A 24,787-nucleotide genomic window follows, 5' to 3' on the forward strand; every position below is an offset into this window, starting at 1 on the left:
CCCTGAAGGGCGGCCGCGCCACCACTCGATCCCAAGGAGCTGCTTCTCCCGTGGACGGCATCACCCAGGTCCCCAGCCCGCGCAACGAGACGGTGCTGCAGTACGCCCCCGGCTCTCCCGAGCGCGCCGAGCTGCAGGCCGAGCTGACCCGGCTCGCCGCCGCGCCGGCCGAGCTCACCGCCACCATCGGCGGCGTCCAGCGGATGGCCGGTGGGGAGTCCTTCGACGTCGTCGCCCCGCACGCCCACGCCCAGGTGCTGGGGACGTCGGCGCACTCCACCGCCGCCGACGCCACCGACGCGCTGGCCGCCGCGCGGGCCGCCGCCCCCGGGTGGGCCGAGCTCTCCCAGGACGACCGGGCCGCGGTCTTCCTCAAGGCCGCCGACCTGCTCGCCGGACCGTGGCGGCAGACGCTCAACGCCGCCACCATGCTCGGGCAGTCCAAGACCGCGTACCAGGCCGAGATCGACGCGGCCTGCGAGCTGGCCGACTTCTGGCGCTACAACGTGCACTTCGCCCGGCAGATCCACGCCGAGCAGCCGGTGAGCTCACCGGGGGTCTGGAACCGGATCGACCACCGCCCGCTCGAGGGCCCGGTCTACGCCGTCACCCCGTTCAACTTCACCGCCATCGCCGGCAACCTGCCCACCGCGCCGGCGCTGATGGGCAACACCGTCGTGTGGAAGCCCGCACCCACCCAGCAGTTCGCCGCCCACCAGCTCATGCGGCTGCTCGAGGCCGCCGGCCTGCCCGACGGCGTGATCAACATGCTGCCCGGGGACGGCGTCGCCGTCTCCGACGTGGTGCTCGCCGACCGCGACCTGGCCGGCATCCACTTCACCGGGTCGACCGCGGTGTTCCAGCACCTGTGGCGCACCGTGGGCACCCGGATCGCCGAGTACCGCTCCTACCCGCGCATCGTCGGGGAGACCGGCGGCAAGGACTTCGTCGTCGCGCACCCCTCGGCCGACGTCGACGTGCTGCGCACCGCGCTGGTCCGCGGCGCCTTCGAGTACCAGGGCCAGAAGTGCTCGGCGGCCTCCCGGGCCTACGTCCCGCGCAGCGTGTGGGACCGCGTCCGCGACGACCTGGTGGACACCGTGGACTCGCTGCCGATGGGGCCGGTCACCGACTTCTCGAACTTCCTGGGCGCGGTGATCGACCGGAAGAGCTTCAGCAAGCTCTCCGGGGTGCTCGACCGGGCCCGCTCGGACTCCTCCCTGTCGGTCGTGGCCGGTGGGACCGCCGACGACAGCGAGGGCTTCTTCGTCCGGCCCACCCTGATCGAGGGCACCGACCCCACCCACGAGGTGTTCCGCACCGAGTACTTCGGCCCGGTGCTCGCCGTGCACGTCTTCGACGACGCCGACTACGACACCGTGCTGCACCAGATGGAGTCCGTCGCGCCCTACGCGCTCACCGGGGCCGTGATCGCCCGCGACCGGGCGGCGATCGCACACGCCTCACGCGTGCTGCGCAACGCCGCGGGCAACTTCTACGTCAACGACAAGCCCACCGGCGCCGTCGTGGGCCAGCAGCCCTTCGGCGGTGCCCGCGCCTCGGGCACCAACGACAAGGCCGGCGCCGCGCAGAACCTGCAGCGCTGGACGTCGACGCGAGTGGTCAAGGAGACGTTCGACGCCGCCCGCGACCACCGCTACCCGCACATGGCGTAGGTCGGCCTCCGGCCTCCAACCGCGGCCAGGAGCCGTGCCCCGGCTGCGCTGAGCGTGGTTGGTCCCGCCTCGGGGAGGGGACCTCGTTCCTCGGCCCCGCCCGTCGGCGGGACGGGGACGAGTCCTTCCTCGGGGAGGGGCTCGTGCCTCGCCCCTCCCGTCGTCAGGACGTGCCGCGCTCCTCGGCGAGCTCGCGGAGGAGGGTCTGGACGGTCTCCTCGATGGAGCCCTCGCCGTCGTAGCGGTGGCCGGGCTCGTCGTCGGTCAGGGGCTCGAGGGTGGCGAGCTGGCTCTCCAGCAGCGATCCGGGCATGTAGTGGCCGGTCCGCGTGCGCAGCCGCTCGACGAGGACCTCCTCGCGGGTGTCCACGTGGGCGAACCAGACCGAGTCGTGGCCCTCGCGGAGCAGGTCGCGGTACTCGTGCTTGAGCGCCGAACAGGTGATGACCATGCTCCGGCCCGCCGCCTCGTGCTCCCCGATGGCGGCGGCCACCGCGCGCAGCCACGGCCAGCGGTCCTCGTCGGTCAACGGGGTGCCCGAGCGCATCTTCGCGACGTTGGCCTCGGGGTGCAGGTCGTCGCCCTCGACGAACTCCCAGCCCAGCCGCTGGGCGATCTGCTCGCCGACCGTCGACTTCCCGGTCCCCGACACCCCCATCACGACGACGGTGGTGGACGGCGGGAGGGCGGCGTCGGGCATCTCCTGAGTCTGCGGCATGCTCGACGACGCCGATGGACGGGGGAGCAGAGCAGCAGACGGGCCCGGTGTGGCGTCTGCCCGCCGTCCGCGCCCTGCTGGCTGCCTCCGTGCTCGGCTTCACCAGCTACGCCGTCACCCTCTCCGCGCTGCCCTCCTACGCCGTCCAGGGCGGCGCGGGGGTCGGTGGGGCCGGGCTGGTCACCACCGTCTTCCTCGCCGCGACGGTGCTCACCCAGCTCGTCGTGCCCCGGCTGGTCGCCCGCTTCGGCCTCGGCCCGGTGCTGGCCGGTGGACTGCTCTCCCTGGGCGCTCCCGCGCCGCTGTACCTGCTCGGCGACGGTCTGGTCTGGCTGTCGGTCGTCTCCGGGGTGCGCGGCACCGGCTTCGGGGTGATCACCGTGCTCGGCGCCACGATCGCGGCGAGGGCGGTGCCGGTGGCCCGCCGCGGGGAGTCCCTCGGCCTGTACGGCCTCGCCCTCGGGCTGCCCACCCTGGCCGCGGTGCCCGGTGGGGTGGCGCTCGTCCTGTCCGGGCACCTGCTCGTCGTCGTCGCGCTGGCCACCCTGCCCGTGCTCGGCCTGCTCGCCGTCCCCGCCCTGGTCCGCGCGGTCCCGGCCGCGGTCACCGCCCCCTCGGGTGACCCCACCGGCCCGGCCGCACGGGCCGCTGCGCCACCGGCGCTGGTGCTCCTCGTGGTCACCCTCGCCGGCGCCGGGCTGGTCACGTTCCTGCCGATCGCCCGCCCGGACGGGCTCATCGCCACGCTCGCGCTGCTGCTGTTCGGCATCACCGGCGCGCTGTCCCGCTGGGGCGGGGGAGTGCTGGCCGACCGGGTCGGCACCCGGGTGCTGCTCCCGGCGTCGCTGCTGGTCGGTGTGGCCGGCCTGGTGGTGCTGGCCCTCGGTCTGGACGTCGACGCGCTGGTGCTCCTCGGCGCGACGGTGTTCGGGCTCTCCTACGGCGGGGTGCAGAACACCTCGCTGGTCGTCGCGATGGCCCGGGCCGGGGAGCGGGGGACGACGACGGCCAGCGCGGTCTGGAACGCCTCGTTCGACGCCGGCACCGGGGTGGGCGCCCTCGTCGTGGGGGTCGTCGCCGCGGCGGTCGGGCTGGACCTCGCCTACGCCGTCCTCGCCGCGCTGCTGGTGCTCGTCCTGCCGTTGGCCGTGCGGGTCACCCGGCCGGGCTGAGCCGCGTCAGGCGGTCCCGGCGGCCCGGGCGGCCGTGTTCGCCTGCATCTGCCGGACGAACACCGCCTCCGCGGCCGAGGCGGCCAGCCAGGTGCGCAGCGCCTCCGGGTCGCGGCGGGCGCTGTCGCGCAGCGCGCTGATCCGCATGTGCCGGCCGGTGGCCTGGGCCCGCTGGGCGGGGGAGAGCTCGCGGGCGCCACCGCGGGAGACCGCGGTGAACGCAGCTCCCAGGTAGGTCATCGCCGGCAGGTCGACGGCCTCGTCGAGCACCCGCTGGGCGCCCTCGGTGTCCCCGGCCGCGGCGAGTGCGAGGTGCTCCTCGGCGCGTCGGTGGCCTTCTGCTGCGGTGCTCATCCGGTCTCCTCCGTCGGCCTGCCCCGAACGCAGAACGGCCCCGCCGAAGCGGGGCCGGACTGGGGTGGGTGCGCCATCAGGGACTTGAACCCCGAACCCGCTGATTAAGAGTCAGCTGCTCTGCCAATTGAGCTAATGGCGCGGCGTCGCGGTGGTGCAGCGACTCCGAAGACACTACACCGGCCCCAGGGGTCACGGCACCGTGGGGTCGGACACGCGGTGACAGTGACTTGTCAGCATCGGCGTGGACACTGGTGAGCGGCGTGTGGTCGGTACCGGGAACGCCCCGGGTGCCCGACCGGCGCCGGCTGGGGGCAGGGGTGCGTGCACGACAGCGGTGGGCCGCGGTGGCGGTGGCCGGGGGGCTGATGCTGGTGGCCGGGTGCACCGGGGGCTCGTCGTCCTCGGGGCAGGCCGACGGGAGCAGCGCCCCCACGAGCGACGCGCCGGCCGCGCAGCTGGCGGTCTCGCCGACCGACGGCACCGCCGACGTCTCCCCGACCACGCCGGTGCAGCTCGCGGTGATCGACGGGGCGATCGGCGAGGTCACCGTGACCGACGCTGCCGGCACCGTCGTCCCCGGCGCTGTCGCGGAGGCCCCGGCCGACCCCGCGGCGCCGACGACGGCAGCCCCGGGCGCCACCACCTCGGTGTGGACGCCGACCGACCCGCTCGCCTACGGCACGACCTACACCGTCGACGCGACCGCGACCAACGCCGACGACGCGGAGACCGACGCCTCGACGACGTTCTCCACCGTCACCCCGGCCTCGGTCACCACCCCCTCGATCGGCCCGCTGGACGGCACCACCGTCGGCGTCGGCATGCCGATCCGGGTGTTCTTCGACCAGCCGGTCACCGACCAGGCCGCCGTGGAGAGCCACCTGCTGGTCACCAGCTCGACCCCGACCGACGGCCGGTGGAACTGGGTCAGCAGCAGCGAGGTGCACTTCCGCCCCTCCACCTACTGGCCGGCGAACACCACGGTGACGCTGGACGCCGACCTGTACGGCGTGGACACCGGCGACGGCATCTGGGGCGAGAAGGACCGCACGGTCACCTTCACCGTGGGCGAGAAGCACGTCTCGGTCGCCGACGCCGGCACGCACACCCTCACCGTCTACGACAGCGACCAGGTCGTGCAGACCTACCCGATGAGCGCGGGCAGCTCGGAGAACCCGACCCGCAACGGCGCACACGTCGTGCTGGAGAAGTACGAGGACATCACGATGGACTCCTCCACCTTCGGCCTGGCCGTGGACGCCGCCGGCGGTTACCGCACCGACGTGCAGTACGCCACGCGCATCTCCAACAACGGGGAGTTCGTGCACGCCGCCCCGTGGTCGGTGGGCCAGCAGGGGTCCAGCAACGTCTCGCACGGCTGCATCAACCTGTCCACCGACCGCGCGCAGTGGTTCTACGACTTCAGCCAGCCCGGCGACGTCGTCGAGGTGGTCAACTCCATCGGCCCGACCCTGGGCCCGGTGGACGGCGACATCTACGACTGGGCCATCCCGTGGGACCAGTGGGTGGCCGGCAGCGCGCTGAGCTGACCCGCACCAGCCGCGGAACGACGAGAGGCCGTGACCCGAACCGGGTCACGGCCTCTCGTGCGTGGGGTGAGTGACGGGACTTGAACCCGCGACATCCAGGATCACAACCTGGCGCTCTACCAGCTGAGCTACACCCACCGTGCGGCCCGCGAACGGGCCTCGTGAAGGGTACCGGAGCACTCAGCCCTGCGGTGCGGGGGCCTGTCCGTCGGCCAGCAGCTGGGCGTAGCGGTCGACCACCAGGGCCGACCCGGCCTGGGCCTGCTCGCTGGTCGGGCCCGGCGCCGGCACGAAGGCGACCTCGCGGTAGTAGGCCAGCTCGCGGATGGACTCCAGGATGTCGGCCAGCGCCCGGTGCGCCAGGCCCTTGGGCGGCTGGCTGAAGTACACCCGGGGGAACCAGCGGCGGGCCAGCTCCTTGATCGAGGAGACGTCGATCATCCGGTAGTGCAGGTGGTCGTCCAGCTCGGGCATGTCCCGGGCCAGGAAGCCGCGGTCGGTGCCGATCGAGTTGCCGCACAGCGGGGCGGTCCGCCGGTCGGGCACGAAGCGCTTCACGTAGGCCAGCACCAGCTGCTCGGCCTCGGCCATCGTCACCGTGGAGGCGCGCACGGCCTCGGTCAGCCCGGAGGTCGCGTGCATCTTGGTGACCACCTCGCCCATGCCGGCCAGGACGTCGTCGTCGGCGTGGATGATCACGTCCAGGCCGTCGTCGAGGACGTTCAGGTCGGAGTCGGTGACCACGACCGCCACCTCGATGAGCGCGTCGGAGCCGATGTCCAGCCCGGTCATCTCGCAGTCGATCCAGACCAGGTTCCGTGTTCCGCTGTCCGCCACGACCGGCGACAGTACGCACCGGAGGCCCCCCGCGCCGATACGCTCCGGGCTCGCCACCGGCCGAGGAGCTGCCCGTGTCCGCCGACACCCGCACGACCCAGACGACGGTGACGCCCGCACCGGCCTCGCCCCGCGCCGTTCTGCGCCACCCGGTCCGCGCGGTGCGGTGGCTGTGGGCCTACGCGATGACCCCCGGCGCCCCGGGGCGGGCCACCAGCCAGACCGAGCTGCGCTGGCTGTACGGCGGCTGGCTGCTCGCCTTCGCGCTCAAGATGCTCGGCTCGAGCTGGGACGTCTCCTGGCACTTCCGGTGGCTGCGCGACGACCTCGCCCCGCCGCACCTGCTCAACTCCGCGGGCACCGTGCTGGTGGTCGGCCTGGTGGTCGTGCACAGCTACAGCGGACGGGGCGTGGACCGGCGGGCGCTGCGCTGGATGCAGGCCGGCACCGCGGTCTTCCTGCTGGCCGTCCCGATCGACATCGTCAACCACCGGGTCAACGGCCTGGACATCACCAGCTGGAGCCCCAGCCACGTGCTGCTCTACCTGGGGACGGCGGTCATGCTCGCCGGCGCCGCCCGGGGGTGGTGGCTGTACGCCGCGCCCGGGCGGGCCCGGCTGTGGGTGGGCCTGGGCCTGTGGTTCTTCGCGCTGGAGAACGTGCTGTTCCCCAACCAGCACCAGGAGTACGGCGTGCTCTCCCTGGCCGCCTACCGGGCCGGGAACACCACCGCCGAGCCCCAGCTGCTGGACTTCGCCGCCGCCCAGGGCTCCTCCCCGGCGGACTTCATGCTCCCGGTGCCGCCGTGGGTGCACCCGGCCTGGCTGGTCTGCGTCGGCCTGCTGACCCTCGTCGTCGCCCGCCGGGTGGTCCGGTGGCGCTGGACGGCGACGCTGCTGACCGCGGCCTACCTGGGCTACCGCGCCGTGGTCTGGGGGCTGCTCGTCGCCACCGGCTTCCCGCCCTCGGTCCTGCCGGTGATGCTGCTGGTGGGCGCGGTGCTGGTCGACTGCGCGGTGACCTGGCGGGTGCCCGGCTGGATCGCCGGGGTCCCGGTGGCCGCCGCGGTGTTCCTCGCCGCCTTCCTGCAGGAGTTCTGGGCGGTCGTCCCGCCCTGGGAGTGGTCGGTCGCGCCGGTGGTCTGCCTGGGCTTCGCGGTCCTCTGGACGGCGGTCGACCGGACCGCGGGCAGCCGGGCCTGGGCGCGGTGGCGGCGACCGGTCGGCACCCCGCCGGAGCGGGCCCGTGTGACGGTGCCGGGCGGCGCGTCCCGGGGCTGAGTGCCCGGCGCGGGGGAGCCCGTGTCGTACCGTCGGGGTCGACCGCGGCCGCCGTGCCGCTCTGCCGACCGGTGCTGCGAGCCGGTCGACGTGGCTCCCCGCCAGCCCGCCAGGGGCCACCCCCGACGTGCGTGACGAGGAGGCCCGGTGCTCACCCTGACCCCCTCGGGTCTGGAGACCCAGGCCGAGCTCTCCTTCTTCCGGGAGCTGACCGGTTGGGACACCGGCGGTGCCGTGCGCGGTGCCGTGGTGGCCTCGCTGCCGCTGACCGACGGCGCGATGAACCGCCGGGTCTCCGACGCCGTGGTGTTCGTCCCCGAGGGCCTGGCCGTCATCCGGGTGGTGGAGGTGGTCCGCCAGTCCGGCGTGGTCACCGCGCTGCCCGAGGGCGCCTGGACGATCGGGCCCGGTGCCGGCCCCGGCGACGTGCTGCGGCTGGCCGGGGGCGGTTCGACCACCCTCGACGGGCTCATGCGGGCCGGCATGGAGGCCGCCGTCCGGCTGCGCAAGGTGGGCCTGGAGCCCGGCCGGATCGCCCGCCTGACGGTGCTGTCCGGGGACCTGCACGGGCTGCTGCCGGCCGACGGCGACCTCGGCGAGGGCGACCAGGTCGCGCTGCTGGACCCGCGCTCCCTGCTGCTCGGCATCGCGCGGGCCAGCCGGTACGCCGGCACCGACAACCCCCGGCTGTGGACGACGGCCGACGTGCGGGCCGCGCTGGAGGCCCTCGGGGTCGGCGGGCGCAGCCCCTCGGTCGAGGAGCTCAACGGCGAGGGGTTCCCGTACTCGCCCTACGTGCTGCGCCGCCGGGAGCTGCTCGCCCCGGCCACGCTGGCCCAGCCCGCCGTCCGGACGGCTGCCCCGACGGCCTCGCCGCACACCGCCGGCCCGACCGACCACCGCCCGACCGACCTGCCGGCCACCGGGCCGGGGTCCTCCGGTGCGCCGGTCGGCAGCCCGGACGGCCCCCTCGTCGACCCGGCTGCCGCGGCCGCGCTCGCCGCCGCCGCGGTGGCCGACCAGGAGAGCCGGGAGTCCGCCGCCCGGGCCGGGGTCCCGCTCGCCTCGGCCCAGGACCCGCTGCCCGAGCAGCTGCGTCGGCCCACCCGGGACACCGTCGCCCTCGCCGACCGGGACGAGGCGCCGCCGGTCCAGGAGACCCAGCAGATCCGGCCCGTCGCCCCGGAGCAGCGCCCGGCCCGGGACGAGAGCGGTGGCATCGGCGGGCTGTTCCCCGGTGGCCCCCCGGTGGCCACCCCGCCCCGGCCGACCGCCGCGCACGGGTCGGAGTCCCCGCCCCCGTGGTCCCCGCCGGTCGCCCTGGACGAGGAGTCCGGCCCCGGCCGCCGGCGCGGTCTGCTCGTCGTGCTCGCCGCGCTCGCCCTGGTCGTCGTGCTCGGGGTGGGGGGCTTCCTGCTCACCCAGGGCGGCGACGACAGCGACGGCGGCACCGACCCGGCCGCGCAGACCACCTCGGTGGCCCCCACCTCGACCGCGCCGCCCACCCCCGAGGGGCTGCCGGTCGGCAGCACCCAGCAGGTGGGGGACACGACCTACACGCTGCAGGCCTTCGCCTACGACGACTCCTGCGCCGACCACTCCTACGGCGCGGCTGCCGGGTTCTTCGGCACCTCCGACTGCGCGGGCCTGGTGCGGTCGCTGTGGTCGGCCGAGGCCGACGGGCAGTCCGCCGTCGTCTCGGTCGCGCGGGTGACCATGCCCGACCCGTCCCGCGCCCAGGCCCTGCTGGCCCTCACCGACACCTCGGGCACCGGCAACATCAGCGACCTGCTGCGCGAGGGCGTGCGCTACGCCGGCGGCCCGGACGGGCTCTCCGGCGCGGCGTACGAGAGCGCGGTGACCGACGACGTCGCCACCATCGTGGAGAGCTCGTGGACCGACCCCGCTGCCGCGGGCACCCCGGAGGGCCTGGACGGCCTCGCCCTCGGGGGTATCGAGCTGGACGCCCAGGCGACCTGAGGCTCAGACGGTCGCGGCGGCCCGGGCCATCGCGGTCAGCAGGGCCGCCATGGCCGGCCGGGACAACCGGCCCGCGCTGTGCGGGGTGGAGTTGATCAACCCGAACACCGCGTGCGCCCGCGCCCGGCAGTCGGCGGTGGCGGCGGCCGGGTCGCGCCGGCCGAGGACGGCGACCCACTCCTCGACGTAGCGGCGCTGCAGCCGGCGGACCTTCGCGGCGTCGGACTCCTCGAGGGCGCCGAGGTCACGGTCCTGCACGGTGATCAGCGCCGGGTTGTCCAGGGCGAAGTCGACGTGGAAGGCGATCAGCGCGTCCAGCTGGGCCTCGGGGTCGTCCCCGGCCCCGGCGACGACGGTGGCCCCACCGGCCTGCAGCCGCTCGCTGATCCGCACCAGCATCTCGGCCAGCATCGCGTCCTTGCTCGCGAAGTGCCGGTAGATGGCCGGGCCGGTCACGCCGACGGCGGCCCCGACGTCGTCCACCCCGACGCTGCGCGAGCCGCGCTCGGCGAACAGCTGGGCGGCGGCGCGCAGGATCTGCTCGCGGCGCGAGGGCCGCCCGGCGTCGACGTGCAGCGCACTGTCCTGCTCGGCCATGCCCACAGGTTAACCGCTGTTCACCCCGGGGGTGGTCACGGACGTGAACCACGGTTAACATCGACGCCGTGGATGCACCGGTGCTCGCCAGCGCCCCGCCCGCCGACCCCGAGGCCCCCGCCCGCAACGCGGCGGCCCACCGGGCCCTGGCCGACGACCTCGCCGCGGCCCTCGCGCAGGTCGCCGAGGGGGGAGGGGAGCGCGCCCGCGCCAAGCACGTGGCCCGCGGCAAGCTGCTGCCCCGCGACCGGGTGGACGCCCTGCTCGACCCCGGCAGCCCGTTCCTGGAGCTCTCGCCGCTGGCCGCACACGGCCTCTACGACGGTGCCGCCCCCGGGGCCGGGATCGTCACCGGGGTCGGCCGGGTGTCTGGTCGCGAGGTGGTCGTGGTGGCCAACGACGCCACCGTCAAGGGCGGCACGTACTACCCGATGACGGTGAAGAAGCACCTGCGGGCGCAGGAGATCGCGCTGCAGAACCACCTGCCGTGCGTCTACCTGGTCGACTCCGGCGGGGCGTTCCTGCCGCTGCAGGACGAGGTCTTCCCCGACCGCGAGCACTTCGGCCGGATCTTCTACAACCAGGCCCAGATGTCCCGCCGCGGGATCCCCCAGATCGCCTCGGTGATGGGCTCGTGCACCGCCGGCGGGGCCTACGTGCCGGCGATGAGCGACGAGGCGGTCATCGTCCGCGACCAGGGCACGATCTTCCTGGGCGGCCCGCCGCTGGTGAAGGCCGCGACCGGCGAGGTGGTCACCGCCGAGGACCTGGGCGGGGGAGACCTGCACAGCCGGGTCAGCGGGGTCACCGACCACCTGGCCGACGACGACGCGCATGCCCTGCAGATCGTCCGGCAGATCGTCGGCACGCTCGGCCCGGTCACGCCCCCGCCGTGGGACGTCGAACCCGTCGAGGAGCCCGCCTTCCCGGCGGAGTCGCTCTACGACGTCGTCCCCCCGGACAGCCGCACGCCCTACGACGTCCGCGAGGTCATCGCCCGGCTGGTCGACGGCAGCCGGTTCCACGAGTTCAAGGCCCTCTACGGGCAGACCCTGGTCACCGGCTTCGCCCGGATCCACGGCCACCCGGTGGGCATCGTGGCCAACAACGGCATCCTGTTCGGGGAGTCCGCGGTCAAGGGCGCGCACTTCATCGAGCTGTGCGACAAGCGGAAGGTCCCGCTGCTGTTCTTGCAGAACATCAGCGGCTTCATGGTCGGCCGCGACTACGAGGCCGGCGGCATCGCCAAGCACGGCGCCAAGATGGTCACCGCGGTCGCCTGCGCCCGGGTGCCCAAGCTGACCGTGGTCATCGGCGGCTCCTTCGGGGCCGGGAACTACTCGATGTGCGGTCGGGCCTACTCCCCGCGCTTCCTGTGGACCTGGCCCAACGCCCGGATCTCGGTGATGGGCGGGGAGCAGGCCGCCAGCGTGCTCGCCACCGTCCGCCGTGACGGGCTGGAGTCCCGCGGGGAGGGGTGGTCGGCCGAGGACGAGGAGGCCTTCAAGGCCCCGGTCCGCGAGCAGTACGAGGCGCAGGGGCACCCGTACCACGCCACCGCCCGGCTCTGGGACGACGGCGTGATCGACCCCGCCGACACCCGGACCGTGCTGGGCCTCGCGCTGTCGGCGGTCTCCCACGCCCCCCTCGAGGAGGTGGGTTATGGCGTCTTCCGGATGTGACCTAGACGCCCGCGGCGCGCGGTGCGGTCGGGTCGACGCCCTCGCCGGCGGCGGCCTCGCGCTGCACGTAGTCCTCGATCTGCTCGACGTCGTGCGCGCTCCGCTTGGCCACGGCCAGCAGGTCGCTCATCTTGCTGACCTCCTCGACCTGCTCCTTGATGAACCACTGCATGAACTGGTCGGAGGCGAAGTCGAACTGCTCGCGGGCGATCCGGGTCAGCTCGTTGATCTGCTGGGTGACCCGCTTCTCCTGCTCCAGGGCCAGCGCGATCGGCGCGACCACGTCGGAGAAGTCGTTGATCGGGGCCGGCAGCGCCGGGATGCGCACCTCGGCGTCGGCGTCGAGCAGGTAGCGCACCATCATCATCGCGTGGCTGCGCTCCTCGGCGGCCTGGTCGAAGAACAGCTGCGCGGTCTGCTGCATCGTCTGCTGGTCGTAGTAGACGGCGCAGGCCACGTACTGCTGGTGCGCGGCGAACTCGTGGCCGATCTGCTGGTTGAGCTGGGCGATGAAGGCCTCGGCTGCCACGGGGGCTCCTCTGTCGGTGCGGCGGACGTCGCGACGACCGTACCGGGCACCGCCGACGGCCCCTGGACGCCGGAGGTAGGCATGGCTAACCTCACCGTGTGTCCTCCAAGGCCAAGCAGCGCATGCCGAAGAAGAAGTGCTGTGTCGACAAGCCGCGCTGCGGCCGCTGTCCGCTGCGGATGCTCGCCGAGGGGACGCTCCCCGCGGGCTACACGGTCAAGAAGCGCCAGCTGGTCAAGGTGGGCAAGGCCGACGCGATCCTCCGCAAGGCGGCCTGAGCCCGCACTGCCCGCGTCGTCCGGCCCCGAGTCGGGAGACGCGTGATGTTCCAGACCGTGCTCGTCGCCAACCGCGGGGAGATCGCCGTCCGGGTGATCCGGACCCTGCGGTCCATGGGCATCCGCTCCGTCGCCGTCTACAGCGAGGCCGACGCCGGGGCGCTGCACACCCGGGTCGCCGACGTCGCCGTGCCCATCGGCCCGGCCCCGGCCGCGCAGAGCTACCTGTCGATCGAGCGGGTGCTCGAGGCCTGTCGACGCACCGGCGCCCAGGCCGTGCACCCCGGCTACGGCTTCCTGTCGGAGAACGTCGAGTTCGCCCGCGCCCTGGAGGCCGCCGGGATCACCTTCATCGGCCCGCCGGTCGCCGCGATCGAGGCCATGGGCGACAAGATCCGGGCGAAGGCGACGGTGCAGGCCGCCGGGGTCCCCGTCGTCCCCGGGTCCAGCGAGCCCGGCATGGACGACGACGCGGTGGCCGCCGCCGCCGTCGAGGCCGGCTTCCCGGTGCTCCTCAAGCCCTCGGCCGGCGGCGGCGGCAAGGGCATGCGCGTGGTCCGGTCGGCCGACGAGCTGCCCGAGCAGATCGCCGGCGCCCGCCGCGAGGCCCGCGGCTCCTTCGGTGACGACACGCTGCTGGTCGAGCGGTACGTCGGCAACAGCCGGCACGTCGAGGTGCAGGTCATGGGCGACACGCACGGCAGCGTCGTCCACCTCGGGGAGCGGGAGTGCTCCCTGCAGCGCCGGCACCAGAAGGTGGTCGAGGAGGCGCCGTCCCCGCTGCTGACCCCGCGGATGCGCGCGGCGATGGGCAAGGCCGCCGTCGACGCCGCGGCCGCGGTCGGCTACACCGGCGCCGGCACGGTGGAGTTCATCGTCGACGCCGACAACCCGCGGGACTTCTTCTTCCTGGAGATGAACACCCGGCTGCAGGTCGAGCACCCGGTCACCGAGCTGGTCACCGGGCTGGACCTGGTCGAGCTGCAGGTGCGGGTCGCGGCGGGGGAGCAGCTGCCCTTCGAGCAGGCCGACGTGTCGCTGGACGGGCACGCCGTCGAGGCCCGGCTCTACGCCGAGGACCCCTCCCGGGGCTTCCTGCCGCAAGCCGGCACGGTGCTCGCCCTGACCGAGCCCACCGGCGAGGGCGTGCGGGTGGACAGCTCGCTGGTCGAGGGCGGCGTGGTCGGCACCGACTACGACCCCATGCTGGCCAAGGTGATCGCCTGGGGCCCCACCCGGGAGACCGCCCGGGCCCGGCTGGTCGCCGCACTCGGCCGCACCGTGGTGCTCGGGCTGACCACCAACACCGTCTTCCTCCGCGCCCTGCTGGCCGACCCCGACGTCGTCGCCGGCGACCTGGACACCGGGCTGATCGAGCGCAGGGGTGCGGCACTGACCCGCACCGACGACCCGCCGCCGACCGCCTTCGCGGCCGCTGCGCTCGCGCTGCTGCTGGAGTCCGAGCCCACCGGTGCCGTCGTGGACCCGTGGACGGTGCCCGGTGGGTGGCGGGTCGGCGAGCACGCCTGGACCCCGCGCACGCTGACGGTTCCCGGCGGCGAGCCGGTCGTCGTCCGCACCCGGGGGCGGGCGGCCGCCGCCGAGGTCCGGGTCGGCGACGGCGCCCCGCAGCGGGCCCGGGTCTGGCGGGAGGACGGCCGGCTCGCGGTCGCCCTGGACGACGTCACCACCCGGTACGCCACCGCCCGGGACGGCGGCACGGTGTGGCTGGGCGTGGAGGGGTACGCGCTGCCCTTCCGCGAGGTCGAGCGGCTGGCCCCGGCCGGTGCGGCGGCCGGCGGCGACGGGGCGGTGACCGCACCGATGCCCGGGACGGTCACCGTCGTGCGCGCGAGTGTCGGCGACGAGGTGACGGCGGGGACCCCGCTGCTCGTCGTCGAGGCGATGAAGATGGAGCACGTGTTGACCGCGCCGATCGACGGCACGGTCACCGAGCTCGCGGTGACGACCGGCCAGCAGGTCCGGTTGGACGAGACGCTGGCCGTGGTGACCCCACCGTCGGCGTCCGAGCAGGAGAGCTGAGATGGCACTGGACTACCGGCTGGACACCGAGACCGAGGCGCTGCGGACGATGGTCCGCGAGTTCGCCAACGAGGTCGTGCGCCCGCAGATCGGGGCCTTCTACGAGGCCGACGAGTTCCCCACCGCGATCGTGCGGCAGATGGGCGAGCTCGGGCTGTTCGGGCTGCCCTTCCCGGAGGAGTACGGCGGCTCCGGGGGCGACTACTTCACCCTCTGCGTGGCGCTGGAGGAGCTGGCCCGGGTCGACTCCTCGGTGGCGATCACGCTGGAGGCCGGGGTGTCGCTGGGCGCCATGCCGCTGTTCCGGTTCGGCACCGAGGAGCAGAAGAAGGAGTGGCTGCCGAGGCTCTGCGCCGGTGAGGCGCTGGGTGCCTTCGGGCTCACCGAGGCAGGCGGCGGCTCCGACGCCGGCTCCACCCGCACCACCGCCCGGCTCGAGGACGGCCACTGGGTGGTCAACGGGTCCAAGTCCTTCATCACCAACTCCGGCACCGAGCTCACCGAGCTGGTCACCGTCACCGCGGTCACCGGCACCCGGCCCGACGGCGGCAAGGAGATCTCGGCGATCCTCGTCCCGTCCGGCACGCCGGGGTTCGTCGTCGGACAGCGGTACTCCAAGGTCGGCTGGAACGCCTCCGACACCCGCGAGCTGTCCTTCACCGACGTCCGGGTGCCCGAGGAGAACCTGGTCGGCGAGCGGGGCCGCGGCTACGCCCAGTTCCTGCAGATCCTCGACGAGGGCCGGATCGCGATCGCCGCGCTGGCCGTCGGGCTGTGCCAGGGCTGCGTGGACGAGAGCGTGAAGTACGCCGGCGAGCGCGAGGCGTTCGGGCAGGCGATCGGCAAGAACCAGGCGGTCGCGTTCATGATCGCCGACATGGAGGTGCGGGCGTCGACCGCCCGGCTGGCCTACTACCGGGCCGCGGAGAAGATGCTGCGCGGCGAGCCGTTCAAGCGCGAGGCCGCCATCGCCAAGCTCTACAGCTCGGAGATGGCCATGGAGAACGCCCGGTACGCCACCCAGGTGCACGGCGGCTACGGCTTCATGAACGAGTTCCCGGTCGGCCGGTTCTACCGCGACGCCAAGATCCTGGAGATCGGCGAGGGCACCAGCGAGGTCCAGCGGATGCTCATCGCCCGCTCCCTCGGCGTCGGCGCCTGACCCCGCCCGCCCGCAGCGTGGATCAGGTGACCTGATCGAAGCCTGGCCGCCCCCACCAACGCTGGTGAGGGCGGCCGGTCGTTCGTGAGGGCGGCGCGCTCAGGCGGTGACGTCGATGAGCACCTTGCCGACGACGGCGTCCTGCACCGCCTGGTGCGCGGCGGGGGTCTCGGCCAGCGGGTGGGTGTGCAGCGGCAGCCCGGCGTCCTCGCCCACCCGGATCGCCCCGGCGGCCAGCGCGGCGGTGATGTCGGTGACCGCCTGGGCCTTCGCCTCGGCCGGGGCCGTGTAGACCATCACGAACTGGAACCGGGTGTTGAGCGCCATGAACGCCCGGGTGGGGGCGCTGAACTCCGGGCCGCCGTCGTCGGCGTAGACCGCGATCGAGGCGTGCTGAGCGACGACCTTCGTGTCGAGCTCGGCGTTGGCCCGGATGGACACCTCGACCACGGCCTGCACGCCGTCGGGGGCGATCTCGCGCACCCGGGCGGCGACGTCCTCCTGCCGGTAGTCCACGACGTGCTCGGCGCCCGCGGCGCGGGCCAGCGCAGCCTTCTCCGGCGAGCTGACGGTGGTGATGACGGTGGCCCGGGCCCAGCGGGCGAGCTGGATCGCCGCGTTGCCCACCGCGCCGGCCCCGCCCTGCACCAGCACGGCCACCCCGGCCAGCGACCCGGGAGCCAGGTGGCGGGGCAGGTGCTCGGCCACGGTCAGGCACCGGTGCGCGGTCATGAACGGGATGCCCAGTGCGGCACCGAGCTCGAAGGAGTGCTCGCCGAGCGGTACGGCCTGCTCCTCGCGGACGACGGTCTGCTCGGCCGCGGTCCCGGTCGGGCGTTGCCAGGCGGCCTCCCAGACCCAGACCCGCTCGCCGACCCGGTCGGGGGACACGCCCGCACCGACGGCGTCGATCGTGCCGGCGCCGTCCTGGTTCGGGGTCTTCCCGGCCTCGCCGGGGTCGGCGGTGCTGCGGGACTTCCAGTCGGTCGGGTTGACCCCGGAGAACGCCAGCCGCACCCGCACCTCCCCGGGCCCCGGCTCCGGGGTGGGTCGGTCGGTCAGCTGCAGGACGTCGGGGCCACCGGTCTCGGTGTAGGTGATCGCTCGCACGGGACCTGCCTACAGCCGGTCGAGCTCGTCGGCCAGCTGACCCAGTCCCAGCGGGCCGAGGTCCAGCACGGCCTGGTGCCAGGCCTTGAGGTCGAAGGCGTCCCCGTGGCGGGCGCGGGCCTGCTCGCGGCAGGTCAGGAAGACCCGCTCGCCGACCTTGTAGACCGGCGCCTGGCCCGGCCAGCCCAGGTAGCGGTGCAGCTCGTCGACCAGCATCTGGTCCTCCATGGAGACGTGGTCGCGGAGGAACTGCAGCGCGACGTCGTAGCCCCACCGGTCGGCGGTGATGCCGTGGCCAGGGGGGATCGGCAGGTCCAGGTGCACCCCGATGTCCAGGACCACCCGCGCGGCGCGCAGCTCCTGGGCGTCGAGCATGCCCAGCCGGTCACCGGGGTCGTCGAGGAAGCCGAGCTCGCCCATGAGGCGCTCGGCGTAGAGCGCCCACCCCTCGCCGTGCGCGGAGCAGAAGAAGAGCACCCGCTGCCACCGGTTGAGCAGCGCGGAGTTGTAGACCGCCTGCCCGATCTGCAGGTGGTGCCCGGGCACGCCCTCGTGGAAGACCGTGGTCGTCTCCCGCCAGGTGGTCATGTCCTCCACGCCTTCGGGCAGCGACCACCACATGCGTCCCGGTCGGCTGAAGTCCTCGGTGGGGCTGGAGTAGTAGACGCCGCCGCCGGCGGTCGGGGTCAGTCGGCCCTCGATCACCCGTACGGGCTCGGGGACGTCGACGTGCACCCCGTGCAGGGCGGTGATCGCCGCGTCCGCCGTGTCCTGCAGCCACTGCTGGAGGGCCGCGCGGCCGCGGACCTGGCGGGCCGGGTCGGCGTCGAGCACCTCGACCGCGCCGGCGAACCCCCGCCCGGGCGCGATCGACTCGGCGACCGCCGCCTTCTCCGCCACGATCCGGGCCAGCTCCTGCCAGCCCCAGGCGTAGGTCTCCTCCAGGTCCAGCGCGGTGCCGGTGAAGTACCGGGACTCCATCTCGTAGCGCTCACGGCCCACCCCGTCGCGCTCCGGGGCCAGGGGCAGCAGCTCGCGCTCGACGTGCTCGGCGAAGCGCAGGAACGCGTCGTGCGCGCCCTCGACCGCGCGGTCGAGCTCGGCGCGCAAGGTGGCGGGGGCCGGGGCGGTGAAGGTGGTGAAGAAGCCCGGGACGTGCGGGGTGCCGGCCCAGGTGCGGGCCAGGGCGGCGGTGAGCCGGACCTGCCGGGCGGCGGTGACCTTCCCGTCGGCCGCGGCGGCGTCCAGACCCTCGAGGTACTGCTCCATAGCGGCGGGGAGGGCGGTCAGCCGGCGGGTGACCACGGCCCAGTCCTCGTCGGTGTCCACGGGCATCACGTCGAAGGTCTGCCGGAAGTCCTGCAGCGGGCACTCCATGCTGTTCAGGCTCGCCGCGGCCCACCCGGAGTCCAGCAGGGCCAGCTCGGAGGACAGCTGCTCGACCATCGCGGTGCGGGCCACGGCGTCCCGGTGGTCGACCGGCTCGCAGGCGCGCACCTGCTCGATCGTCGTCCGCAGCAGGTCGGCCAGCGCGGCCCGGCCCGCGGGGGAGTGGTCGCTCCACCGGTCGTCGTGCCCGGGGACGCCGATGTACGTGGCGACCTCGGGGACGGCGGCGGCGTACGCGTCGACGAAGGAGTCGGCGACGGCGTCGAGTGCGGACGGGGGTCGGGCGGGAGCGCTCACGCCCCGCACGCTATAGAGCCCGGCCGGCCCGTGGGGGGCCGGCCGGGCGACCGCTCAGACCTGGAAGCCGCGCTGGCGGCGGACCAGCTTCTTGAGCATGAAGACGGTCTGCAGCACCGTCAGCAGGTAGAGCACCGGCCAGCCGATGGAGAGGATCGCAGACTGCAGCTGCACGCTCTGCTGGCTCCAGGCGAAGATCAGCACCGCGAAGGTGACGACGGCGCAGATCAGCGGCATGACGTAGGCCGAACCGCGACCACGCTCGGCGGCGGCCTGGGCGGCCCAGTTGTCCTTGTCCGAGCGGGCGAAGAACTGCGTCCACGCGGTGAGGAAGTGCCCCATCCGCAGCCACATGTAGGCCTCGGCGGGCACCACGAGCAGGGCGTAGAAGATGTCCGACCCGCTCTTGTCGTGCATGGAGGCCGCGATCCGCAGGTTCAGGCAGGTCGCCACGACCGGCGGGATCAGCCAGATCGGGTTGAACACGAAGGCGTCGATGCTCAGGGCCGCGGCCAGCAGCAGGAGGAAGGCCATCCGGCTGAAGATGTTGAAGACCATCGCCAGGTTCTCGTACCAGCGCAGCCGCAGGTTCGGGTGCATGGGCTGGCCCTTGGTGTCCCCGCGCTGGCCGGGCCACAGCAGGTCGATGCCGCCGTAGTTCCACTTCACCTGCTGGCCGTGCAGCGACCGGAGGGTCTCCATCGGCCCCACGTTCGCCCGGGCGCGGGCGCTGATCTTGGTGCTGTACCCGGCGTCCTTGATCTGCAGGGAGAGCTTGGAGTCCTCGACCTCGGAGTCGCGCACCCAGGGGGCGGCCTGGTGGTTGAGGTACATGACCTGCTCGAGGGCGCGCACGCTGAACAGCGAGCACTGCCCGCCGAGCACGGCCATGTTCCGGCCACGGACCAGGTTGTCCATGTTGAAGCCGGCGAACTGGGCGCGCTGCCCGGCGACCAGGAACCGCGCCATCGGGCCCTTCACGGTGGACTTGTCGAAGGAGTAGATGGCCGACAGACCGCCGATGCGCTGGTCGGTCACCATCTCCTTCTCCATCCACTCGACGCAGAAGCGGTCGAGGGTGGTGTCGCCGTCCACGCCGAGGATGTAGTCGTGGCCGCGGCTGACGTAGTAGCCGAAGTTCAGCGCGCCGACCTTCTTGTCCGGGTTGACCCCGATGTCGTGCACGTGCACGACGGTCGAGTAGGTCTGGCCCTTGACGGTGCGCTCGTGCTCGCCGACGAACTCCGCGGCGATCTCGCCGGTGTCGTCGTCGGTGTTGTTGATGACGACGTGGATCGTGTCCGGCGGCCGGGTCTGGGACAGGATCGAGGTCAGGACGGCGTGGATCGTCGACTGCTCGTTGTAGGCCGGGATGACGCAGGCGATGGTCGCGTGCCGGCGGGAGGCCATCCCGCGGCGGTCGGCGAACTGCTCGGGCACCAGGGTCGACACGTCGGGGACGTCGGCCCCTCCGCTGCGGGCCAGCAGGGTGACCCGGTCGGTGGACCGGCGCATGCCGCGCGTGGTCACGTCGGGGACGGCGATCTCGGTCACGGGGTCTCCTGCTCGGCTGCAGTGGTGGTGAGGGGGAGGACGAGGGTGTCCATCACGGTCTGGCGGAAGTAGCGCTCGGAACCCGGCTCGGTCTCCACGAGCAGGTCGAACTGCAGGGACACCGACAGCGACGTCGCCGCGGAGTCCGAGGGCGGCAGGGTCAGCACCGTGCCGTAGGTGTAGGGCGCGGAGATGACGAACTCCCCGAGGTCCTCGTCGACCTGGGTGCGGGTGACCCCGTCGTCCAGCACGGCGGCGAAGCGGGTGACCAGCACCAGGACCTCGTCGTCGGAGCCGCCCTCGAGGTGCGCGGACAGCTGCAGGGTCTTCGGGTCGCCGGCGGTCCAGTCGACGGCCGTCTGGTCGGTCCACCAGTCCACGACGAGGTCGCGGTCACCGGCGGGCACCACGTGGGTGGTCGAGCCGACGTCGAGCTCGCCCGGCGGGCGGACGGGGGTGGCGGCGGCCTCCAGGGCGGCGGCCTCGGCTGCCGCGGCGTCGACCTCGGCGGCGTCGGCCGTCGGCGTGGCGGTGGCCGTGGGGGAGGCGGTCGCGCGGGGTGTGGCCGCGGGCGTGCTGTCGGACATCGGGGGGCTCATGCTGACGTCGGGCAGCTGGCAGGCGCTGAGCGCGCCTGCGGTCAGCAGCACGACGCCGGCGCGCACCAGCACCGGGCCGAGTCGGGTCGGTCGGGTGCGACCGGCACGTGGGATCACGGGACGTCCTCTTCGGTCGCGACGCGGGTGCGTCGCTCGGAGATGAGCGACGGGGGCGACGGCGACCCCTGCTCCACCTGCGGTAGCAGGCGTTCAGTGAGCAGGGTGTGACACAGCGTGAGACGGCGTCAACGGTGCTGGAGCGACTCCAGCCTTTGGGGGGAGGTTGCCGGCCCAGGTGCACCCGCGGGCGTCACGGTGACCGCCGCCGACGGCGCCGGGCGCTCACGCCCGGTGACCGCGCCGGGCGCAGACGTGTGGCGTCAGTCCCCCGCAGGGGGCTCGACGGCGATGAGCCCGGGCAGGTTGACCACGATCGCGTCCTGGCTGCTGCGGGCGATGACGACCACGGCCTCCTCGCCGGTCGGGTTCTCCTCCCGGTGCGGCACGAAGGGCGGCACGAACACGTAGTCCCCGGGCGAGGTCTCGAGCCGGACCTCGGCGCCGTCCCGGGCGAAGACGAACACCGGGTGGCCGACCGCGACGTAGATCGAGGTCTCGGAGTCCCCGTGGTGGTGGTCCCCGGAGTTCGTGTGCGGCGCGACGTGCGTCTGGCCCATCCACAGCCGCTGTGAGCCGACGGTGCGCGCCGACACCGCCTCGCGGCGGCGCATGCCGCCGGTCTGGCCGGTGTCCTCGGACAGCTCGGTGGCCCGCACGTGCCGCAGCGGCTGGTGCCAGGGATCGGTCATCGCGGGTCTCCGGGGGCTCAGGCGGGGGTGATCTGCAGGGTCAGCGCACGGCGGCCGGCGTCGCTGCGGGCGGTGGCCAGCCGCTCGGCCGACGGGGCGCCGTACTCGGTGGTGCGCTGGCGGGCCGGGCGGCCGATCGCGGCGGCCATCGCCTCCAGCTCGGCGATGGTCTTCAGCGACCCGTTCTCGCTGCCGGCCATCCGGCTGATGGTCTCCTCCATCAGCGTCCCGCCGAGGTCGTTGGCCCCGCCCTGCAGCACGGCGTGCGTGCCGGCCTCGGCGAGCTTGACCCAGGAGGTCTGCACGTTGTCGATCCGGCCGTGCAGCAGCAGCCGGGCGACCGCGTGCACCGCCCGGTTCTCCCGCATCGTCGGGCCCGGGCGGGCGACCCCGGCCAGGTAGATGGGGGAGTTGTGGTGCACGAACGGGAGCAGCACGAACTCCCGGAACCCGCCGGTGCGGTCCTGCAGCGCGGCCAGCGTGCGCAGGTGCGCGACCCAGTGCGCGGGGGTGTCGACGTGGCCGTACATCATCGTGGAGGTCGAGGGCAGGCCCACCGAGTGGGCGGTCTCCACGATCTCCAGCCAGGTCGCGCTGGGCAGCTTGCCCTTGGTCAGCACCCAGCGGACCTCGTCGTCGAGGATCTCCGCCGCCGTCCCCGGGATCGAGTCCAGCCCGGCCTCCTTGGCCGCCAGCAGGAACTCCCGGAACGACAGCCCGGTGCGGGCGGCGCCGTTGACGATCTCCATGGGGGAGAAGGCGTGCAGGTGGATGCCCGGCTGGCGGCGCTTCACCTCCCGGGCGAGGTCGAGGTAGGCGGTGCCGGGCAGGTCGGGGTGGATCCCGCCCTGCATGCAGATCTCGGTCGCCCCGCCGGCCCAGGCCTCGTCCACCCGGTCGCCGACCTGCTCCAGGGACAGCGTGTAGGCGTCGGCGTCGGTGCGCCGCTGGGCGAACGCGCAGAACCGGCAGCCGGTGTAGCAGACGTTGGTGAAGTTGATGTTGCGGTTCACGACGTAGGTGACGTCGTCGCCGTTGACGTCCCGGCGCACGGCGTCGGCCAGCGCGGTCAGCGCCTCCAGGTCGTCGCCGTCGGCCCCGAGCAGGGTGAGGTACTCGGCGTCGGTGAGCCCGGCCGGGTCGAGCTCGGCGCGGCCCAGGGCGGCGTGCACCGCGGGGTCACCGACCCGCAGCGCGGAGGACGACCCGTCGCGGGCGGCGGTCGTGCGGTCGCGCAGCTCGGACCAGTCGCCGTAGACGGCGTCGAAGTCGCTGCGCCGGTCCCCGGTCCGCCCGGTGGTGTCGATCTCGGTGTGCAGGTCGACCCGGCCGGTCCCGCCCCAGGCCTCGTCGGGCTCCTGCCAGGGCAGCCCGACGGGCAGTCGGCCCTCCACGGCCAGCCCGTCCGGGCCGGCGAGCGCGGCGACGTGCGGGCGCACCCGCGGGTCCAGCCAGGGCTCGGGGGAGCCCACGTAGGGCGGCTGAGCAGCCAGCCGCTCGCGCAGGGTGAACCCGGCCTCGGCGGTGAGGGTGGCGAGGGTGTCGATGTGCGGCCAGGGGCGCTCGGGGTTGACGTGGTCCGGCGTCAGCGGGGAGACCCCGCCCCAGTCGTCGACCCCGGCCCGCAGCAGCAGGCCCAGCTCGGCGGGGTCGGTCAGGTTCGGCGGCGCCTGCACCCGGTGCTTGGGGCCCAGCAGCAGGCGGGTGACGGCGACCGCGGCCACGTACTCCTGCAGCGCCAGGTCCTCGGTGGCGGCCATCGCGGTCCGCCGCTTGGCCCGGAAGTTCTGCACGATCGTCTCCTGCACGTGCCCGTGCCTCTGCGCCGAGGCCCGGATCTCCAGCACCGCGTCGACCCGCTCGGCCGGGGTCTCCCCGATGCCCAGCAGGACGCCGGTGGTGAAGGGGACGGCGGAGCGGCCGGCGTCCTCCAGCACCCGCAGTCGGACGGCGGGGTCCTTGTCCGGGGAGCCGAAGTGCGGGCCGCCGGGCTCGGTGAACAACCGGGTCGCGGTGGTCTCCAGCATCATGCCCATCGAGGCCGACACCGGCTTGAGCCGCTGGACCTCCTCCCACGACAGCACCCCGGGGTTCAGGTGCGGCAGCAGGCCGGTCTCCTCCAGCACCCGGACCGCCATCGCCCGCAGGTAGCCCAGCGTGGAGTCGTAGCCGTGCTCCTCCAGCCACTGCGCCGCGACCGGCCAGCGGTCCTCCGGGCGGTCGCCGAGGGTGAACAACGCCTCCTTGCAGCCCAGCGCGGCGCCGGCCCGGGCGACGTCGAGCACCTCGTCGGGGGACAGGAACGGCGCCTTGCCCTCGGCCCGCAGCTGCCCCGGGGTGGTGACGAACGTGCAGTAGTGGCAGCGGTCGCGGCACAGGTGGGTCAGCGGGATGAACACCTTGCGGCTGTAGGTGACCACCCCGGGGCGCCCGGCCGAGGCCAGGCCGGCGTCGCGGACCCGGGAGGCGGCGGTGAGCAGCCGGTCCAGCGGCTCGCCCTCGGCCAGCCCGCGGGCGTGCAGCAGGGTCTCGGCCTCGACGGCGTCCAGGGTCGCGCCCCGTTCGGCGCGGACGACGGCGCGGCGGACGGCGGACTCGGAGAACGGGGAGTCGGTCATCGCCCCTGAAGTTAGACCTCCGGTACGACACCCGGTGTCACGAGCGGCGGAACGACCGCCCCGCACCGTCGGTCCACCGGCCGCGCAGCCGCAGCAGCGGGTCGCGGGTCTCCTCCAGCACCGGCACGCCGACCACCTCGAGGACGGCGAGGGTGTGGTCCCCGGCCGGCACGAGCTGGGCGACCCGGCAGTCCAGCGCGGTCACCGCGTCGTCCAGGACGATCCCACCGCTGTGCTCCGCGCGCTGCCACGGCACGGTCTCCAGCAGGTGCCGGGCGCTGGGCCGACCGGCGGAGGCGAACCGGCTGGCCAGGATCTCGTGCTGGACGCCGAGCACGTTCAGCGCGCACGAGCCGACGCTCTCCAGCACCTCGTGGGGGTAGCCGTCGGTGGTCAGGGCGACCGCGACCAGCGGGGGGTCCGCCGAGACGCTCATCGCCGAGGTCACCGTCGTCCCCACGTCGTCGATGTCGTCCCGCACGCACATCAGCACCACGCCGGCGGCGTACTGCCGCATCGCGGCGGCGAACTCGGACCCCTCGACCGGCAT

21 protein-coding genes and 2 tRNA genes are annotated in these 24,787 nt (G+C 73.9%); 9 read left to right on the plus strand and 14 right to left on the minus strand.

Features of this window, described 5'->3' with window-relative positions:
* The first annotated feature begins 50 nt into the window (after positions 1 to 50).
* On the plus strand, positions 51 to 1,676 hold the full coding sequence (gene pruA / locus F1C76_16610; GenBank protein QNG37983.1) for an L-glutamate gamma-semialdehyde dehydrogenase: 1,626 nt from the start codon (positions 51 to 53) through the stop codon (positions 1,674 to 1,676).
* A 163-nt stretch (positions 1,677 to 1,839) separates the two neighbouring features.
* Here the strand turns inward: pruA and F1C76_16615 are convergent, their stop codons facing one another.
* The gene (locus F1C76_16615) at positions 1,840 to 2,376 is read right to left on the minus strand and encodes a gluconokinase (GenBank protein ID QNG37984.1); all 537 of its coding nucleotides are present in this window, start codon (positions 2,374 to 2,376) and stop codon (positions 1,840 to 1,842) included.
* 32 nt (positions 2,377 to 2,408) lie between these two features.
* Between F1C76_16615 and F1C76_16620 the strand changes: the two genes are divergently transcribed.
* Positions 2,409 to 3,566: an MFS transporter gene (locus F1C76_16620; GenBank protein ID QNG37985.1), complete on the plus strand. Its 1,158-nt coding sequence runs from the start codon at positions 2,409 to 2,411 to the stop codon at positions 3,564 to 3,566.
* Between the two features lie 6 nt (positions 3,567 to 3,572).
* Here F1C76_16620 and F1C76_16625 read toward each other — a convergent pair whose 3' ends face one another.
* Both F1C76_16625 and F1C76_16630 read right to left on the minus strand, forming a co-directional pair.
* Positions 3,573 to 3,920 (minus strand): hypothetical protein, encoded by a 348-nt coding sequence (locus F1C76_16625; GenBank protein ID QNG37986.1) that lies wholly within the window; start codon positions 3,918 to 3,920, stop codon positions 3,573 to 3,575.
* 69 nt (positions 3,921 to 3,989) lie between these two features.
* Positions 3,990 to 4,062 (minus strand) — tRNA-Lys (locus F1C76_16630).
* Positions 4,063 to 4,267: 205 nt separating this feature from the next.
* Here F1C76_16630 and F1C76_16635 point away from each other — a divergent pair.
* Positions 4,268 to 5,473 (plus strand): L,D-transpeptidase, encoded by a 1,206-nt coding sequence (locus F1C76_16635; protein ID QNG39320.1) that lies wholly within the window; start codon positions 4,268 to 4,270, stop codon positions 5,471 to 5,473.
* A 62-nt stretch (positions 5,474 to 5,535) separates the two neighbouring features.
* Here F1C76_16635 and F1C76_16640 read toward each other — a convergent pair.
* Together F1C76_16640 and F1C76_16645 are read right to left on the minus strand one after the other, a co-directional pair.
* Positions 5,536 to 5,611: transfer RNA gene (locus F1C76_16640), tRNA-His, on the minus strand.
* A 42-nt stretch (positions 5,612 to 5,653) separates the two neighbouring features.
* Complete coding sequence (locus F1C76_16645) at positions 5,654 to 6,310, minus strand: oligoribonuclease (protein QNG37987.1); 657 nt, start codon at positions 6,308 to 6,310, stop codon at positions 5,654 to 5,656.
* A gap of 74 nt (positions 6,311 to 6,384) precedes the next feature.
* Between F1C76_16645 and F1C76_16650 the strand changes: the two genes are divergently transcribed.
* Positions 6,385 to 7,590: a hypothetical protein gene (locus F1C76_16650; GenBank protein QNG37988.1), complete on the plus strand. Its 1,206-nt coding sequence runs from the start codon at positions 6,385 to 6,387 to the stop codon at positions 7,588 to 7,590.
* Between the two features lie 147 nt (positions 7,591 to 7,737).
* Positions 7,738 to 9,570, plus strand: a complete 1,833-nt coding sequence (locus F1C76_16655) for a hypothetical protein (protein QNG37989.1) — start codon at positions 7,738 to 7,740, stop codon at positions 9,568 to 9,570.
* A 3-nt stretch (positions 9,571 to 9,573) separates the two neighbouring features.
* Here the strand turns inward: F1C76_16655 and F1C76_16660 are convergent, their stop codons facing one another.
* Positions 9,574 to 10,167 (minus strand): TetR/AcrR family transcriptional regulator, encoded by a 594-nt coding sequence (locus F1C76_16660; GenBank protein ID QNG37990.1) that lies wholly within the window; start codon positions 10,165 to 10,167, stop codon positions 9,574 to 9,576.
* 68 nt (positions 10,168 to 10,235) lie between these two features.
* Here F1C76_16660 and F1C76_16665 point away from each other — a divergent pair, with 68 nt between their 5' ends.
* Positions 10,236 to 11,849 (plus strand): methylcrotonoyl-CoA carboxylase, encoded by a 1,614-nt coding sequence (locus F1C76_16665; protein QNG37991.1) that lies wholly within the window; start codon positions 10,236 to 10,238, stop codon positions 11,847 to 11,849.
* 1 nt (position 11,850) lies between these two features.
* Here the strand turns inward: F1C76_16665 and F1C76_16670 are convergent, their stop codons facing one another.
* Positions 11,851 to 12,378, minus strand: a complete 528-nt coding sequence (locus F1C76_16670; GenBank protein QNG37992.1) for a ferritin — start codon at positions 12,376 to 12,378, stop codon at positions 11,851 to 11,853.
* A 98-nt stretch (positions 12,379 to 12,476) separates the two neighbouring features.
* Here F1C76_16670 and F1C76_16675 point away from each other — a divergent pair, with 98 nt between their 5' ends.
* Genes F1C76_16675 through F1C76_16685 form a run of 3 tightly spaced genes read left to right on the plus strand, consistent with a single transcriptional unit; the run spans position 12,477 to position 15,861 of the window.
* On the plus strand, positions 12,477 to 12,656 hold the full coding sequence (locus F1C76_16675; protein ID QNG37993.1) for a hypothetical protein: 180 nt from the start codon (positions 12,477 to 12,479) through the stop codon (positions 12,654 to 12,656).
* A 45-nt stretch (positions 12,657 to 12,701) separates the two neighbouring features.
* Positions 12,702 to 14,699, plus strand: coding sequence for an acetyl/propionyl/methylcrotonyl-CoA carboxylase subunit alpha (locus tag F1C76_16680; protein QNG37994.1), 1,998 nt, complete (start codon positions 12,702 to 12,704; stop codon positions 14,697 to 14,699).
* A gap of 1 nt (position 14,700) precedes the next feature.
* A complete protein-coding gene (locus tag F1C76_16685; protein ID QNG37995.1) occupies positions 14,701 to 15,861 on the plus strand; it encodes an acyl-CoA dehydrogenase in 1,161 nt (386 codons plus the stop codon).
* 99 nt (positions 15,862 to 15,960) lie between these two features.
* On the opposite strand, the gene F1C76_16690 is transcribed toward F1C76_16685, so the two are convergent.
* The 7 genes from F1C76_16690 to F1C76_16720 form a co-directional block, all read right to left on the minus strand.
* Positions 15,961 to 16,971, minus strand: coding sequence for an NADPH:quinone reductase (locus F1C76_16690; GenBank protein QNG37996.1), 1,011 nt, complete (start codon positions 16,969 to 16,971; stop codon positions 15,961 to 15,963).
* A 9-nt stretch (positions 16,972 to 16,980) separates the two neighbouring features.
* The gene (locus F1C76_16695) at positions 16,981 to 18,657 is read right to left on the minus strand and encodes a DUF885 domain-containing protein (GenBank protein QNG37997.1); all 1,677 of its coding nucleotides are present in this window, start codon (positions 18,655 to 18,657) and stop codon (positions 16,981 to 16,983) included.
* Positions 18,658 to 18,711: 54 nt separating this feature from the next.
* Positions 18,712 to 20,172: a glycosyltransferase family 2 protein gene (locus tag F1C76_16700; GenBank protein QNG39321.1), complete on the minus strand. Its 1,461-nt coding sequence runs from the start codon at positions 20,170 to 20,172 to the stop codon at positions 18,712 to 18,714.
* A 35-nt stretch (positions 20,173 to 20,207) separates the two neighbouring features.
* Entirely contained in the window at positions 20,208 to 20,927 is a 720-nt protein-coding gene (locus F1C76_16705; protein QNG37998.1) for a hypothetical protein, read from the minus strand.
* Between the two features lie 263 nt (positions 20,928 to 21,190).
* Positions 21,191 to 21,619 (minus strand): cupin domain-containing protein, encoded by a 429-nt coding sequence (locus tag F1C76_16710; protein QNG37999.1) that lies wholly within the window; start codon positions 21,617 to 21,619, stop codon positions 21,191 to 21,193.
* A 17-nt stretch (positions 21,620 to 21,636) separates the two neighbouring features.
* Positions 21,637 to 24,237 carry a 7,8-didemethyl-8-hydroxy-5-deazariboflavin synthase gene (locus F1C76_16715; protein ID QNG38000.1) on the minus strand — a complete coding sequence of 867 codons (2,601 nt, stop codon included), beginning with the start codon at positions 24,235 to 24,237 and terminating at the stop codon, positions 21,637 to 21,639.
* 37 nt (positions 24,238 to 24,274) lie between these two features.
* Positions 24,275 to 24,787, minus strand: coding sequence for a flavin reductase (locus F1C76_16720; protein QNG38001.1), 513 nt, complete (start codon positions 24,785 to 24,787; stop codon positions 24,275 to 24,277).

The organism is Geodermatophilaceae bacterium NBWT11 (assembly GCA_014218215.1).
GTDB lineage: Bacteria > Actinomycetota > Actinomycetes > Mycobacteriales > Geodermatophilaceae > Klenkia.